Annotated in this window: 13 protein-coding genes; 11 read left to right on the top strand and 2 right to left on the bottom strand. The window is 61.1% G+C overall.

What is annotated here, in order from left to right:
* Positions 1-213: 213 nt before the first annotated feature.
* The gene (prpR, locus tag ACIROW_RS05585; protein WP_402272850.1) at positions 214-1,854 is read right to left on the bottom strand and encodes a propionate catabolism operon regulatory protein PrpR; all 1,641 of its coding nucleotides are present in this window, start codon (positions 1,852-1,854) and stop codon (positions 214-216) included.
* 266 nt (positions 1,855-2,120) lie between these two features.
* Here prpR and ACIROW_RS05580 point away from each other — a divergent pair, with 266 nt between their 5' ends.
* From ACIROW_RS05580 to ACIROW_RS05530, 11 genes are all read left to right on the top strand, one after another.
* Positions 2,121-3,002, top strand: coding sequence for an oxaloacetate decarboxylase (locus ACIROW_RS05580; RefSeq protein WP_402272848.1), 882 nt, complete (start codon positions 2,121-2,123; stop codon positions 3,000-3,002).
* A 51-nt stretch (positions 3,003-3,053) separates the two neighbouring features.
* Complete coding sequence (prpC, locus tag ACIROW_RS05575; RefSeq protein ID WP_402272847.1) at positions 3,054-4,214, top strand: 2-methylcitrate synthase; 1,161 nt, start codon at positions 3,054-3,056, stop codon at positions 4,212-4,214.
* 115 nt (positions 4,215-4,329) lie between these two features.
* A complete protein-coding gene (gene acnD / locus ACIROW_RS05570) occupies positions 4,330-6,939 on the top strand; it encodes a Fe/S-dependent 2-methylisocitrate dehydratase AcnD (protein WP_402272844.1) in 2,610 nt (869 codons plus the stop codon).
* 28 nt (positions 6,940-6,967) lie between these two features.
* Positions 6,968-8,158, top strand: a complete 1,191-nt coding sequence (gene prpF, locus ACIROW_RS05565; RefSeq protein ID WP_402272842.1) for a 2-methylaconitate cis-trans isomerase PrpF — start codon at positions 6,968-6,970, stop codon at positions 8,156-8,158.
* A gap of 121 nt (positions 8,159-8,279) precedes the next feature.
* Positions 8,280-8,672, top strand: a complete 393-nt coding sequence (locus tag ACIROW_RS05560; protein WP_402272839.1) for a hypothetical protein — start codon at positions 8,280-8,282, stop codon at positions 8,670-8,672.
* A 245-nt stretch (positions 8,673-8,917) separates the two neighbouring features.
* On the top strand, positions 8,918-10,816 hold the full coding sequence (locus ACIROW_RS05555; protein ID WP_402272837.1) for a propionate--CoA ligase: 1,899 nt from the start codon (positions 8,918-8,920) through the stop codon (positions 10,814-10,816).
* A gap of 97 nt (positions 10,817-10,913) precedes the next feature.
* On the top strand, positions 10,914-11,405 hold the full coding sequence (locus ACIROW_RS05550) for an arsinothricin resistance N-acetyltransferase ArsN1 family B (RefSeq protein ID WP_402272835.1): 492 nt from the start codon (positions 10,914-10,916) through the stop codon (positions 11,403-11,405).
* Positions 11,406-11,684: 279 nt separating this feature from the next.
* On the top strand, positions 11,685-11,951 hold the full coding sequence (locus ACIROW_RS05545; protein WP_116433389.1) for a hypothetical protein: 267 nt from the start codon (positions 11,685-11,687) through the stop codon (positions 11,949-11,951).
* A gap of 80 nt (positions 11,952-12,031) precedes the next feature.
* A complete protein-coding gene (locus tag ACIROW_RS05540; protein ID WP_402273822.1) occupies positions 12,032-12,790 on the top strand; it encodes an AraC family transcriptional regulator in 759 nt (252 codons plus the stop codon).
* A 92-nt stretch (positions 12,791-12,882) separates the two neighbouring features.
* Positions 12,883-13,269, top strand: coding sequence for a cupin domain-containing protein (locus ACIROW_RS05535; RefSeq protein WP_402272832.1), 387 nt, complete (start codon positions 12,883-12,885; stop codon positions 13,267-13,269).
* A 267-nt stretch (positions 13,270-13,536) separates the two neighbouring features.
* A complete protein-coding gene (locus ACIROW_RS05530) occupies positions 13,537-14,811 on the top strand; it encodes an MFS transporter (protein WP_402273819.1) in 1,275 nt (424 codons plus the stop codon).
* Between the two features lie 70 nt (positions 14,812-14,881).
* Here the strand turns inward: ACIROW_RS05530 and xth are convergent, their stop codons facing one another.
* Complete coding sequence (gene xth, locus ACIROW_RS05525; protein WP_402272830.1) at positions 14,882-15,646, bottom strand: exodeoxyribonuclease III; 765 nt, start codon at positions 15,644-15,646, stop codon at positions 14,882-14,884.
* Between the last annotated feature and the right edge of the window lie 61 nt (positions 15,647-15,707).

Below are 15,707 nucleotides of genomic sequence, written 5' to 3'. Positions count from 1 at the left end.
GTAAACAGTATGCCGTTGAGAGATGCGATCGAGCGAGAATACGTGCATGCGCGCGCGACTGTCAATCAGGTTTCGCGTGGAAAGGAAGGTGTCAGGCAGAGCACATTCAGCACGATTCCCGAATGGCGGGAATTGCCTCCAGTCTGCTTCACAGGTGAATCAAAATCGTCGACATGTAAAGACCAGCACATGCCGCGCAGACATGTCGGCGTTTCAGTTTTTCTCGCCCAGACGACGCCACAGCGTCGTGCGGCTGATGCCCAGGTAACTCGCAGCAGCGGCGCGGTTGCCATCGAAGCGCGCCAGCACGTCCTGCAATGATTCTTCGCCGCCGATGTGCGCTGGGGATGGAGCCGGCGCGTCGGACGCCGTCGTTGTCGATCCGTCATCACGCAGGATCTCCGGGGCGATGCGCGCGATCAGATTCGGCGTCAGCGCCTGCAGCGGTTCGGCCGCCAGGAACAACGCCAGCCGCTCCATCATGTTGCGCAGCTCGCGGACATTGCCGGGCCAGCCGTAGCGCGCCAGCAATGGCGTGCAACGCAAGATCTCGGCATGCAGGTTGGCGTGAGGGCGGATGTCCATCGCCGCCAGCGCATTCTTCAGGCACCATTCCGCCAATGGCGCGAGATCATCGGGCCGCTCGCGCAGCGGCGGCAGCGTCATGCGCAAGACGCTCAGGCGATAGAACAAGTCAGCGCGAAAGCGTCCTTCGCGCACACGTGCATCGAGATCGCAATGCGTGGCGCTGATGATGCGCACGTTGACCGGTATCGGCCGGGTGCCGCCCACGCGCACCACTTCGCGTTCTTCCAGCACGCGCAGCAGACGCGTTTGCAGCGGCAGCGGCATCTCGCCGATTTCATCGAGCAAAAGGGTGCCGCGATGCGCGGCTTCAAACAGGCCGGCGCGACCGCCGCGGCGCGAGCCGGTGAAGGCGCCTTCTTCGTAGCCGAACAGTTCGGACTCCAACAGCGACTCCGCCAGCGCGCCGCAGTTGACGGCCACGAACGGATGGTGCGCCTGCACCTTGCCCTGCATTTGCGGATGCGCGCGATGAATGGCTTGCGCGGCAAGTTCCTTGCCGGTGCCGGTCTCACCCTGGATCAGCACCGTTGCCGGTGATTTGGCGAACAGCGTGATGGATTGCCGCACGCTTTCCATCGCCGCCGAATCGCCACGCAAATCGTTGATGTGATGTTTGGCGCGCAAGGTATCTGCCACCGGAAAGCTGCGGCCGCGCGTCGACTCCAGCTGCGTCAGGCGCGCCAGTTCCAGTGCATCGTCGAAAGCCTGGCGGATGGACGCGGCGGAGTACACGAAGACGCCCGCCAGTCCCGCTTCCTCGGCAAGATCGGTAATCAGGCCGGCGCCGACGATGGCCTTGATGCCGGCGGCTTTGAGTTCGCTGATCTGCGAGCGTGCATCTTCTTCGGTGGCGTAAGTGCGCTGGGCAATGTTGAGGCCGAAGGTGCTCTGGAATTCGCCGAGCGCCGGCATGGTTTCCTGGTAGGTGATCAGGCCGATCTCGGGCGTGATCTTGCGTGCGCGCGCCAGCGCCTGCATCACGTCGAAGCCGCTGGCCTTGGCGATGATGACGGGCACCGACAAGCGGCTCTTCAGGTAGGCGCCGTTCGAACCCGCCGCAATCACCGCATCGCAGCGTTCGGTGGCGAGGCGTTCGCGTATATGCCGCACCGCATCCTCGAAGCCCAGCGGGATCGGCTCGATATCGGCCTGGTCGTCGAACTCCAGCGTGATGTCGCGGAACAGTTCGAACAGGCGCGATACCGAGACGGTCCAGATGACCGGCTTGTCGCTTTGATCACGATGCTGAGGGGCGGGGCGCTTCATGTTCCACGTTTCAGATTAATGTTTCAAGTGTTTCAAATGTAACACATCGCCGCAGCCGTCGTCTGGCTTGAAAATGGATGTTGTCTAGGGAGAAATAGCTGTAACTCATTGATTTAACGACAGCTTGTTCTGAAACATCGATTTCTTCCGCGATGCAACATTCAGCAGCGTTGGAGATGGCATGCGCATTGCAATAAGCAGGGCATTCACCTCGCTGAAACACGCAACGCCAGACATAACGACGCACGCAACTTCAAGGACTCCGTATGACCAATCTTTCCCAAACCACCAAACAAATCCTGCGCGACAAGGTCAATGCCCGCAAAGGCTTGCTGGTCCCCGGCGCGTTCAATGCGCTGTCGGCGCGCGTGATCGCTGATCTCGGCTTCGAGGCGCTCTACATCACCGGCGCCGGCGTGACCAACATGTACTTCGGCATGCCGGATCAAGGCTTCATCGGTCTCAACGAACTGGCCGACCATACCGCACGCATTCGCGATGCGGTGGAGATCCCGCTGATCGTCGACGCCGACACCGGCTTCGGCAATGCGCTCAACGTGCGCCACACGATCCGCACGCTGGAACGCGCCGGCGCCGATGCGGTGCAGCTGGAAGACCAGGTCTCGCCCAAGCGTTGCGGGCACTTCAGCGGCAAGGAAGTCATCTCCTGCGCCGAAATGGTCGGCAAGATCCACGCCGCCGTCGATGCGCGCAGCAACGACGGCATGCTGATCATGGCGCGCACCGATGCGTGCAGCGTCCATGGTTTTGACGATGCGCTGGAACGCGCGGCCCGCTACAGCGAAGCCGGCGCCGACATCCTGTTTGTGGAGGCAGTCGAGACCGCAGATGAAATCCGCCGTCTGCCGCAGGCATTGGACAAGCCGCAACTGATGAACCTGGTGATCGGCGGCAAGACGCCGATCTTCAACGCCGACGAGCTGGGCGAGCTGGGCTACGGTATCGTGCTGTACGCCAACGCCGCGCTGCAAGGCGCCGTGGCCGGCATGCAAAAGGCCCTGACCGTGTTGCGCGACAACCATCGCCTCGACGAAGACCCGAATTTCGTGACGCCGTTCGCCGAGCGCCAGCGCCTCGTCAACAAGCCGATGTTCGATTTGCTGGAAAAGAAATACGCCGAAAAATAATCCGGATTCAGACAAACATTCATACCTCAATACATCCTCCAGGAGATACGCATGAGCGAAACACAAGCACCGGCACCAGGCTTCAAACCGAAGAAATCCGTCGCCCTGTCCGGCGTCACCGCCGGCAACACCGCACTGTGCACCGTCGGCAAGACCGGCAATGACTTGCACTATCGCGGCTACGACATCCTCGACGTCGCCGACAGCTGCGAGTTTGAAGAAATCGCCCATTTGCTGGTGCACGGCAAGCTGCCGACCGCGGCCGAACTGAAGGCCTACAAGGCCAAGCTGAAAGCACTGCGCGGCCTGCCGGCCAACGTCAAGGCGGCGCTGGAATGGTTGCCTGCGGCGTCGCATCCGATGGACGTCATGCGCACCGGCGTGTCGGCATTGGGCTGTGTGCTGCCGGAAAAAGACGATCACAACACGCCGGGCGCGCGCGACATCGCCGACCGCCTGATGGCGTCCTTGGGTTCGATGCTGCTGTACTGGTATCACTACAGCCAGAACGGCAAGCGCATTGAAACGGAAACCGACGACGAATCCATCGGCGGCCACTTCCTGCACTTGCTGCACGGCGAAAAGCCATCCGAGCTGTGGGAAAAAGCGATGCACACTTCGCTGATCCTGTACGCCGAACACGAATTCAACGCCTCCACCTTCGCCAGCCGCGTCATCGCCGGCACCGGTTCCGACATGTACTCGGCCATCACCGGCGGCATCGGCGCATTGCGCGGTCCCAAGCACGGCGGCGCCAATGAAGTTGCGTTTGAAATCCAGAAGCGCTACGACAATCCCGACGAAGCGGAAGCCGACATCAAGCGTCGCGTCGAGAACAAGGAAGTCGTGATCGGCTTCGGCCATCCGGTCTATACCATCTCGGATCCGCGCAACAAGGTCATCAAGGAAGTCGCGCGCAAGCTGTCCAAGGATGCCGGTTCGGTCAAGATGTTCGACATCGCCGAGCGCCTCGAAACGGTCATGTGGGATATCAAGAAGATGTTCCCGAATCTTGACTGGTTCTCGGCCGTGTCCTATCACATGATGGGTGTGCCGACCGCGATGTTCACGCCGCTGTTCGTGATCGCGCGCACTTCCGGCTGGGCGGCGCACATCATCGAGCAACGCATCGACAACAAGATCATCCGTCCGTCGGCCAACTATGTCGGTCCGGAAGATCTGAAGTTCGTGCCGATCGGCAAGCGCAAATAAGCAGCAGGTACGCGAACAAGTTTCACACGTAGCACAGCAGTCTGCCATGCCGCCACGGCGGGCAGGCTGCCGCTCTTGCAATTTCTCTTACCAATGTTTTTCTCGGGATCGAGCCATGAATACCGCACACCGCAAACCTCTGCCCGGCACCACGCTGGATTACTTCGATGCGCGCGGCGCAGTGGAGGCAATCAAGCCGGGCGCCTGGAACACGCTGCCCTATACCTCGCGCGTGCACGCCGAAAACCTGGTGCGCCGCTGCGATCCGGCCCTCCTCAATGACTACCTGAAGCAGATCATCGAATGCAAGCGCGACCTGGATTTTCCTTGGTTCCCCGCACGCGTGGTCTGCCACGACATCCTCGGCCAGACCGCACTGGTCGACCTCGCCGGCCTGCGTGACGCCATTGCGGACCAGGGCGGCGATCCGGCCAAGGTCAATCCGGTGGTGCCGGTACAGCTGATCGTCGACCATTCGCTGGCGGTGGAATGCGGCGGTTTCGATCCGCAGGCGTTTGAAAAAAACCGCGCCATCGAAGATCGCCGCAACGAAGACCGCTTCCATTTCATCAACTGGACCAAGCGCGCTTTCAAGAACATCAATGTGATCCAGCCCGGCAACGGCATCATGCACCAGATCAACCTGGAAAAAATGTCGCCGGTCATTCATAGCGACAACGGCCTGGCGTATCCGGACACCTGCGTCGGCACCGACAGCCACACGCCGCATGTCGACGCACTGGGCGTGATCGCCGTCGGCGTCGGCGGCCTCGAAGCGGAGAACGTCATGCTGGGTCGCGCATCGTGGATGCGCCTGCCGGAAATCATCGGCGTCGAGCTCTCCGGCAAGCCCCAGTCGGGCATTACCGCGACCGACGTCGTGCTGTCGCTGACCGAGTTCCTGCGCAAGGAAAAAGTGGTCGGCGCCTACCTGGAATTCCGCGGCGAGGGCGCCTCCGCATTGACGCTGGGCGACCGCGCCACGATCTCCAACATGGCGCCGGAATACGGCGCGACCGCCGCCATGTTCTTCATCGACCAGCAAACCATCGACTACCTCAAGCTCACCGGCCGGGAAGACGATCAGGTCAAGCTTGTCGAGACCTATGCCAAGGAAGCCGGCCTGTGGGCCGACAGCCTGACCACGGCGCAGTACGAACGCACGCTCAAATTTGATCTGTCGACCGTGGTGCGCACGCTGGCCGGTCCGTCCAATCCGCATCGCCGCCTGCCGGTGTCGGCGCTGGCCGAACGCGGCATCGCCGTCGATCTGGACAAGGCGCAGGCGCAGGAAGCCGAAGGCCTGATGCCGGACGGCGCCGTGATCATCGCCGCCATCACCAGCTGCACCAACACCAGCAATCCGCGCAACGTGATTGCCGCCGGCCTGCTGGCGCGTAACGCCAACAAGCTCGGCCTGACCCGCAAGCCGTGGGTGAAGTCATCGTTGGCGCCCGGCTCCAAGACCGTTGAGTTGTATCTCGACGAAGCGGGCCTCAGCACCGAGTTGCAAAAGCTCGGCTTCGGCATCGTCGCCTTTGCCTGCACCACCTGCAACGGCATGTCGGGTGCGCTTGATCCGGTGATCCAGAAAGAGATCATCGACCGCGATCTGTACGCGACAGCAGTCCTGTCCGGCAACCGCAACTTCGACGGCCGCATCCATCCTTACGCCAAGCAGGCTTTCCTGGCATCGCCGCCGCTGGTGGTGGCGTACGCGATTGCCGGCACCATCCGCTTCGACATCGAGAAGGACGTGCTGGCAGTCGTCGACGGCAAGGAAATCCGCCTGAAGGACATTTGGCCGAGCGACGAAGAGATCGACGCCGTGGTCAAGTCCTCGGTCAAGCCCGAGCAATTCCGCAACGTCTACACGCCGATGTTCGCCGTACAGGTGGACAAGGGCGAGCCGGCCAAACCGTTGTACGACTGGCGTCCGATGAGCACCTATATCCGCCGTCCGCCATACTGGGAAGGCGCGCTCGCCGGCGAACGCACGATGACCGGCATGCGCGCGCTGGCGGTGCTGCCCGACAACATCACCACCGACCACCTGTCGCCGTCGAACGCCATCATGGCTGATTCGGCGGCCGGTGAATATCTTGCCAAGATGGGCCTGCCGGAAGAAGATTTCAACTCCTACGCCACGCATCGCGGGGATCACCTGACCGCGCTGCGCGCCACCTTTGCCAATCCGCAACTGGTCAATGAAATGGCCGTGGTCGACGGTGAAGTCAAGAAGGGTTCGTTGACCCGGGTCGAGCCGGAAGGCAAGGTCATGCGCATGTGGGAAGCGATCGAGACCTACCTCAACCGCAAGCAGCCGCTGATCATCGTCGCCGGTGCCGATTACGGCCAAGGCTCGTCGCGCGACTGGGCAGCCAAGGGCGTGCGTCTTGCGGGCGTGGAAGTGATCGCGGCCGAAGGCTTCGAGCGCATCCACCGCACCAACCTGATCGGCATGGGCGTGTTGCCGCTGGAATTCAAACCTGGGACCACCCGCAAGACGCTGGGCATCGACGGCACCGAAACCTTCGACGTGATCGGCAAGCGCACTCCGCGCGCCGACCTGACGCTGGTCATCCTCCGCAAGAACGGCGAACGCGTCGAAGTGCCGATGACCTGTCGCCTCGACACCGGCGAAGAAGTCTCTATCTATGAAGCCGGCGGCGTGCTGCAGCGTTTTGCACAGGACTTCCTGGCGTCGACCGTCAAGGCCGCGTGATCGCCCCGACATTGAAGAAAGCATGCATATGACCCACGCACCCCAAATCAAGATTCCCGCCACTTACATGCGCGGCGGCACCAGCAAGGGCGTGTTCTTCCGCCTGCAGGACTTGCCGGCCACGGCGCAGGCGCCCGGCCCGGCGCGCGATGCCTTGCTCATGCGCGTGATCGGCAGCCCCGATCCCTACGGCAAGCAGATCGACGGCATGGGCGGCGCCACCTCCAGCACCAGCAAGACGGTGATCCTGTCCAAGTCCGCCCGGGCCGGGCACGACGTCGACTATCTGTTCGGCCAGGTTTCCATCGATACGTCCTTCGTCGACTGGAGCGGCAACTGCGGCAATCTGTCGGCGGCGGTCGGTCCGTTCGCCATCAGCAACGGCCTGGTCGATCCCGATCGCATTCCGTTGAACGGTGTCTGCATCGTGCGCATCTGGCAGGCCAACATCGGCAAGACCATCGTTGCGCACGTGCCGATCACCGACGGCCAGGTGCAGGAGACCGGCGACTTCGAGCTCGATGGAGTGACTTTCCCGGCGGCCGAAGTACAACTCGAATTCATGGACCCGGCAGCGGAAGAAGAGGGGGCAGGCGGCGCCATGTTCCCGACCGGGAACCTGGTGGACGACCTGGAAGTGCCCGGCATCGGCACCTTCAAGGCGACCATGATCAACGCCGGCATTCCGGCGATTTTCCTGAACGCGGAAGATATCGGTTACACCGGCGCCGAATTGCAGGACGCCATCAATGGTGACCCGAAAGCATTGGCGCGTTTCGAGACCATCCGTGCACATGGCGCCGTACGCATGGGCCTGATCAAGCATGTCGACGAAGCCGTCAAGCGCCAGCACACGCCCAAGGTCGCCTTTGTCGCCAAGCCGCGCGACTACACGTCATCCAGCGGCAAAAAGGTCACCACCGGCGACGTCGATCTGCTGGTGCGCGCCATGTCCATGGGCAAGCTGCACCATGCCATGATGGGTACGGCGGCGGTTGCCATCGGCGTCGCTGCAGCGATTCCCGGTACGCTGGTGAACCTGGCGGCGGGTGGTGGCGAACGCACGGCGGTGCGCTTCGGTCACCCGTCCGGCACCTTGCGCGTCGGCGCGCAAGCGCAGCAGGTCGATGGTGAGTGGAGCGTGACCAAGGCCATCATGAGCCGTAGCGCGCGGGTGCTGATGGAAGGGGCGGTGCGCGTGCCGGGCGACGCGTTCTGATAACCGGATGAGAGCGGGGGGCTACGGATGCTGCGCCGCGGCGCGACAAAACCGGAGTTGCGGAACGAAAGTTGGTAAGATGCCGTCCACATTCCTTTTCATCCCGGCATTGGACCAAAACATGACTTTCTTGCAACGTGCTTCCGTATTGACCCTCACCATCCTGCTGGCTGCCTGCGCTGAAACGGTGCCGCTGACCGAAACCAAACCGGTGCCTGCGCCGCTGCAACCGGTGGCCGCGGCAGTCAATCCTGCCTGGGCCGGCCGTTTGGCGACCGGTAGCTTCTCCTGCGAGATGGGCAACAAGGTGGAAGTCAAGGTCGACGGCAACAACAACGTGAGCCTGGTGTGGAAGGGCAGCACCTACAAGATGACGCCGGTATCGACATCCACCGGCGCCTTGCGTTTCGAAGACAAGGGCGATGGCCTGGTCTGGATTCAGATCCCGTCGAAGTCGATGCTGCTGAATTCCAAGGTCGGCCAGCAACTCGCGAACGATTGCAAGAATCGATAAAGCCTTTTGCTTTGCAGGCGATAAAAAAGGATGCGGCTATGCATCCTTTTTTTTGCATAGCGCAGATTGCCATCGCATTTTTTTAAGGAAAAAACGAAGCGGATTAAGCTGCACGTAAGCATGTTCTGAGACAGTAAACAACTACACACAACAAGCAGAAGAGATGCCGAGCAAAGACACGGCACACCGCTCGCAACGACCCTCCGACAAGGTCGATGCGCATCCGATCGCCATGAGGAGACATCATGAGTTTCGCATCGTTTTACCAGCAGTCCATCGACGACCCGGAGTCCTTCTGGGCCAATGAAGCCAAGCGGATTGACTGGCATACACCATTCACCCAAACGCTCGATTACACACGCCCACCTTTTGCGCGCTGGTTCATCGGCGGCGAGACCAATCTGTGCCACAACGCCGTCGATCGCCATCTGGCGCAACGCGCCGATCAGGCCGCGCTGATTGCGGTATCGACCGAAACCAATACCGAAAAAACCTATACCTTCCGCGAGCTGCATCGCGAAGTCAGCGCGATGGCGGCGATCATGCTGTCGCTCGGCGTCAAGCGCGGCGACCGCGTGTTGATCTACATGCCGATGATTGCCGAAGCAGTGTTCGCGATGCTGGCGTGTGCGCGCATCGGCGCGGTGCATTCGGTAGTGTTCGGCGGCTTCGCGTCGAACAGTCTGGCGACGCGCATCGACGATGCGCAGCCGACGCTGATCGTGTCCGCCGATGCCGGCTCGCGCGGCGGCAGGGTGGTTGCCTACAAGGGCTTGCTTGACGAGGCGATCCGGTTGGCGCAACACAAGCCGGCGCATGTCTTGCTGACCGATCGCGGATTGGCCGCCATGCCGCGCACCGCCGGACGCGACGTCGACTACACCAGCCTGCGCGCGCAATATCTCGACGCTGAAGTGCCGATCACCTGGCTGGAATCGAACGAGCCGTCCTACATCCTCTATACCTCCGGCACCACCGGCAAGCCCAAGGGCGTGCAGCGCGATGTCGGCGGTTATGCGGTGGCGCTGGCGGCATCGATGCCCTACGTGTTCTGCGGCAATCCCGGCGAGACTTATTTCTGCACCTCCGACATCGGCTGGGTGGTCGGCCATTCCTACATCGTCTACGGGCCCTTGATGGCCGGCATGGCGACCATCCTGTACGAAGGCCTGCCGGTGCTTGCGGGCGACAAGCCGGACGGCGGCATCTGGTGGAACCTGGTGGAGAAGTACAAGGTGACGCGCATGTTCTCGTCGCCGACCGCGATCCGTGTGCTCAAGAAGCAGCCGGCCGACTGCATGACGCGGCATGACTTGTCGTCGCTCAAGAGTCTGTATCTGGCCGGCGAGCCGCTCGACGAGACCACCTCGAACTGGATTTCGGGTGCGCTTGGCGTGCCGGTGATCGACAACTACTGGCAGACCGAAAGCGGCTGGCCCATCCTCTCCATTGCCAAGGGCGTCGACGACAAAGCGACCCGGCTGGGCAGCCCGGGTGTGCCCTTGTATGGCTACAAGATGCACATCATGAACGAGTCCACCGGAGAGCTGTGCGGCGCCAACGAAAAAGGCGTGGTGGTGATCGAAGGACCGTTGCCGCCGGGCTGCATGCAGACCGTGTATCGCGACGACGAGCGCTTCGTCAACACTTACTGGTCCAACTTCAGGACGCAGGTGTACTCGACTTTCGACTGGGGCATCCGCGATGAAGACGGCTACTACTTCATCCTCGGCCGCACCGACGACGTCATCAACGTCGCCGGTCATCGCCTCGGCACGCGCGAGATCGAAGAGAGCATTTCCAGCCACGCCAACGTGTCCGAGGTGGCCGTGGTCGGCGTCGAGGACAAGCTCAAGGGCCAGGTGGCGATCGCTTTCGTGATCCCGAAGCAGGCCGACGCCGTGGCCACGGCGACGGGTCGCCAGGCGCTCGAGGCGGAAATCATGCGCGTGGTCGACAAGCAGATCGGCGCCGTCGGCCGGCCTTCGCGCGTGTTGTTCGTCAGCCTGTTGCCGAAAACGCGTTCCGGCAAGCTGCTGCGCCGTTCCATCCAGGCCATCTGCGAGGGACGCGATCCGGGCGATCTGACCACCATCGAAGATCCAACCTCGCTGCAACAAATCAAAGCGGCACTGCAAGCATAGAAATACGCTGGAAGCGGCAGCGACGACGTCCGGCCCCTGCGCCGGACGTCGTCATTTTGGGTACACTACGTGCTACCGCACTTTCTTCCCAGCTTTCATGACTACATCGATACGCCCGGCGACGACGGCCGATGCCGCCGCCATTTGCGAGATATACAACCACTACGTTCTGACGACGACCATCAGCTTTGAGCTGGAAGCCGTTTCCACTGAGGAAATGGCGCAGCGCATCGTCGAGGTGTCCGCGATATTTCCATGGCTGGTGTACGAGGAAGGCGGCCGCATCCTGGGCTACGCCTACGCCACCAAGTGGAAGGCGCGCAAGGCCTACCAGCAGTCCGTCGAGAGTTCGGTCTACATGGCCAAGGACAGCGGCGGCAAGGGCGTCGGTACGCAGTTGTACCGCGCCTTGTTCGACGAACTGAAGGCGCGCGACGTACATGCGGTCATTGGCGGTATCGCCCAGCCGAATCCCGGCAGCGTGGCCTTGCACGAGAAAATGGGCTTCGTCAAAGTCGCCCATTTCGCGCAAGTCGGCAGGAAATTCGATCAATGGATTGACGTCGCCTATTGGCAGTTGATTCTTTAGAACTCATTTCATAAATAGGTGTGAGATGCGTTCTTCCAAGAAAGGGCTCTGGCAAGGCGTGCGACGCGTCGCGTGGCGGGGCCACGCGCAAGGAGCGCAACGCGGCCAGCGCCCTTTCTTGGAAGAGCCCGAAGGGAGCGGCCTGTTTGGGCGAGCTGCTGCGTTACGAATCGGGGGCAAGACGCCCAGTCTTGACCCCGATTCGCGCCTTGCATCTCATCCCAAACAGGACTCGCTCGCACTCACACCTATTTATGAAATGAGTTCTTAGGAGCACACATGGCCAGATCGACCAGAGCAACCGGCGCCATCGAGCGCCTCAACACGCGTGCAGGGACGAAGCAGTATTCAATGGGCCGCACTTCTGCGGAACTGTTTTACCTGCTCCAGCGCACGCCCGACAATCCTGCTGAAAAGCTCAGCGAGCCGCTGCCGCTGGATGAGTTCGTCACCTTCGTCAACGCCTACGGGCCGCAAAAGCCGAAGCGCATCAGCAAGCTCGACGTCGCCTTTGAAAAGCAACTCGCGAAGAAGCGCGAAGAGTAAGGAAGCAAGACATCGTGGCCTCATCGCGCCCCCGCCAGCAAAAGCGCAAGGACTGGATACTGCGGTCGCAGTCGTCCGGCATGGAGCGCATCGAGGCGTTTTTCCATGGGCGCGGCTATGCCATGCACCGCCACGACACCTACGCCATCGGCATCACGCTGGGCGGGGTGCAGTCGTTCCAGTACAAGAAGTCGATGCGCCACAGCCTGCCTGGCAACACCATGGCGCTGTACCCCGATGAGCCGCATGACGGCCAGGCCGGCAGCGAAGCGGGTTTCCGCTATCGCATGCTGTACATCGAGCCGTCCTTGCTGCAGGACGCCCTCGGCGGTGTCGCATTGCCTTTCATCGAAGGCGGCATCTCGACCGATCCGCGCCTGTTCGGCGCCGTGCGCAATTTGTTGCTGCACATGGACGACGAGGTCGAACCCTTGCAGCAAGACGACGGCATCTTCGAGCTGGCGCGCGCGATGGATGCGGTGTCCGGCAAGCGGCCGCGACGCCACGCGGCCGACTTTGGAGCGGCTCAGCTGGCGCGCGAATACATCCACGGCGCGCTCGACCGCACGCTGACGCTCGACGAACTGGCGCAGGCCAGCGGTCGCGACCGCTGGAGCCTGACGCGCGACTTTCGCAGTTTTTTCGGCACCAGTCCCTATCGCTACCTCAGCATGCGCCGGCTCGACATGGCGCGTCGCCTGATGGCGCAGGGCCTGCCGCTGGCGGACGCCGCCGCCATGTCGGGCTTTGCCGATCAGAGCCACATGACGCGTCTGTTCACCAAGACCTACGGCATTGCGCCGGCGCACTGGCTGCGCATCATGCGGCGGGGGACCTGATTTCGTAGATGTCGTGCTAGTTGCACGATCGTTCAAGACCGCGGCGTTTCGCTCGCGTAGGCTTGCTTCTGTTACTTATCTACGGAGCCAGCATGTCAGCCGCCACCAATCTGCGCGAATACCGCGCCATCAATTTCACCGACAAGCTTTCGTTGTTCAGCGAGCACTGGTCGCAACGCGTCATCGCCGAAATGAACGACTACCAGTTCAAGCTGGCCAAGGTCAAAGGCGACTTTATCTGGCACGACCATGCCGATACTGATGAAGTCTTCATCGTGGTGGACGGCGCATTGCGCATCGACTTCCGTGACGGCGCGGTGCACCTGAAGGCCGGCGAGATGTTCGTGATTCCCAAGGGCGTCGAGCACAAGCCGTATGCTGAAGAGGAGGCCAGCATCCTGCTGGTCGAGCCGCGCGGTGTGGTCAATACCGGGGCAGAAGAAAGCGAACGCACGCGTGCCAACGACGTCTGGATATGACGCGATACAACCCCTATACCGACACCAAGGTCGTGCTGCGATCGCATCGGTGACCAGGTTTTTCAGCATTCTGTCGGGAAGCAATTCGTAAAATATCTGCATATCGAAACAGATTGCGCAATGCGGGCTGCAGAGTGCAGTGAGGTTGTTTAAAAGATAATGTGGCGTGATATTTTTCGATTGATCGGACGAGCGTGATCCGATCAATCGACAACGAAGGAGATATCCGTGCACATTGCCATCGACGAGCAAAAACTGATCGACAAAATGGCCTGGAAACTGATGCCGTTTCTGGGCCTGTTATATCTGGTCGCTTACATTGATCGCCAGAACGTCAGCTACGCCAAGCTGCAAATGGTCTCCAGCCTGGGGCTGAGCGAGGCGTCGTATGGTTTGGGCGCTTCTCTGTTTTTCATCGGTTACCTGCTGTTTGAAGTACCCAGTAACATCATCCTGCACAAGGTCGGTGCGCGTGTCTGGTTTGCCCGCATCATGTTCTCGTGGGGACTGGTGACACTGGCGCTGGCTTACACGCAGAATGCGACGATGTTTTACATCCTGCGATTCTTGCTGGGTGCAACCGAGGCCGGTTTTTACCCGGGTGTGTTGTACTACCTGACGCTCTGGTTTCCGCGGCAACATCGCAGCCGCATGATCGGTTACTTCCTGATCGGCAGCAGCATCGCCAACATGATCGGCGCTCCCATTGGCGGGGCGCTGCTGGATCTGGACGGCCTGTTCGGTATGCGCGGGTGGCAGCTGACTTTCATCTTCACCGGATTGCCGGCGGTGTTGTTGGCGTTTGTTGTGTTTTTCCGGCTGCCGGCGTCTCCTGCGCAGGCGCGCTTCCTCGATCCTGAAGAGCGCAACTGGCTGCAGGAAGTTCTGACGCGGGAAAGACTGGCGCTGGAGCAAAGCGGAGAGGGAGGGCATGGCAATCCCTTCAAGACGCTGCTGGACTATCGTGTCCTGCTGCTGGCGTTCTTTCTCATCTTTTTCCCGTTGTCGTCCTACGGCTTGAGCTATTGGCTGCCGACCATCGTGAAGAGCTTTGGCGTCGGCAATACGCTCAATGGTTTCATCAATACGATTCCGTGGTTGCTGGTGACCCTCGTCTTGTGGTGGGTGCCGCGCAAGCCGGGACGCACGGAAGATCCGATCAAGAACATTCTCTTGCCGGCGTTGTTTGGCGCTTGCTGCCTGGTCGGCAGCGTGTACTTCGACAATTCCTTCGTGAAGTTCGCCATGCTCTGCCTTGCCGCGGCATGCAGCTTCACCGTTCTGCCGTGCTTTTGGACGCTGCCTGGCAGGTTTCTCACCGGTGCAAGCGCCGCTGCAGGTATTGCGGCGATCAACTCGATCGGAAACCTCGGTGGCTTCATTGCCCAGAACGTTGTACCGATGATTCGTGAAAGCACCGGCAGCACGATTGCACCCATGTTGTTCCTGGCGGCATGCATGGCGTGCGGCGGATTGTTCACCCTTGTCGTCATGTACTGCATACGGCGCCATGAGCGCGGCCTGACGCCACGGTATGCGTGAGCGTCACGGCAATCCGAGATGGAATGAAAAAAGCCCTCCAAGGAGGGCTTTTTTCATTGCTACGATGGCGTCAGTTCAGCGTGGCGATCACCGGCGCATGATCCGACGGTTGCTCCCACTTGCGCGGCACCTTGTCGATGACGCATGCCGTACACTGCGCGGCCAGCGGCGCCGTCAGCAGGATGTGATCGATGCGCATGCCCTTGTTGAGGCGGAATCCCATCTGGCGGTAATCCCACCAGCTGAACAGCTTGTCCGGCTGCTCGAACTTGCGGAAGGCGTCGGTGAAGCCCATTTTTTCCAGGTGGAAGAAGGCGGCGCGTTCCGGTTCCGACACCAGGTTTTGACCGACCCAGGCGGCCGGGTCATGGACGTCGCGGTCAGCCGGCGCAATGTTGTAGTCGCCCAGCAGCGCCAGTTTTTCATGCTGTAGTTGCTCTTGCGCGAGCCATTCATGCAGGGCCGCCAGCCACTTCAGCTTGTACAGGTATTTCTCCGATTCGGGCGCCTGGCCGTTGGGGATGTAGGCGCAGACGTAGCGCACGCCTTCGATGGTGGCGGCGATGATGCGTTGCTGTTCATCTTCGAACAGCGGGTTGTTCTTGACCACGTCGGTGATCGGATGGCGCGACAGGATCGCTACGCCGTTGTAGGTTTTTTGCCCGCTGAAGACGACTTCGTAACCGGCGGCGTTGATTTCAGCCTGCGGGAATTTGTCGTCGGTGAGCTTGGTTTCCTGCAGGCACAGCACATCGACCGGATTGTCGCCCAGCCATTGCAATACCTGCGGCAGGCGGACTTTGAGGGAGTTGACGTTCCAGGTGGCGATCTTCATTGCGTTTGCGAATCCTTGTGGGTATAGCTGTTTTCTGCCGGCTTTCTGCCGGTTCCCTGCG

Source organism: Herbaspirillum sp. NPDC101397, assembly GCF_044767325.1.
GTDB lineage: Bacteria > Pseudomonadota > Gammaproteobacteria > Burkholderiales > Burkholderiaceae_D > Herbaspirillum.
The sequence above is the reverse complement of the archived record's forward strand: the minus strand, read 5'-3'. Positions and strand labels throughout refer to the sequence as shown.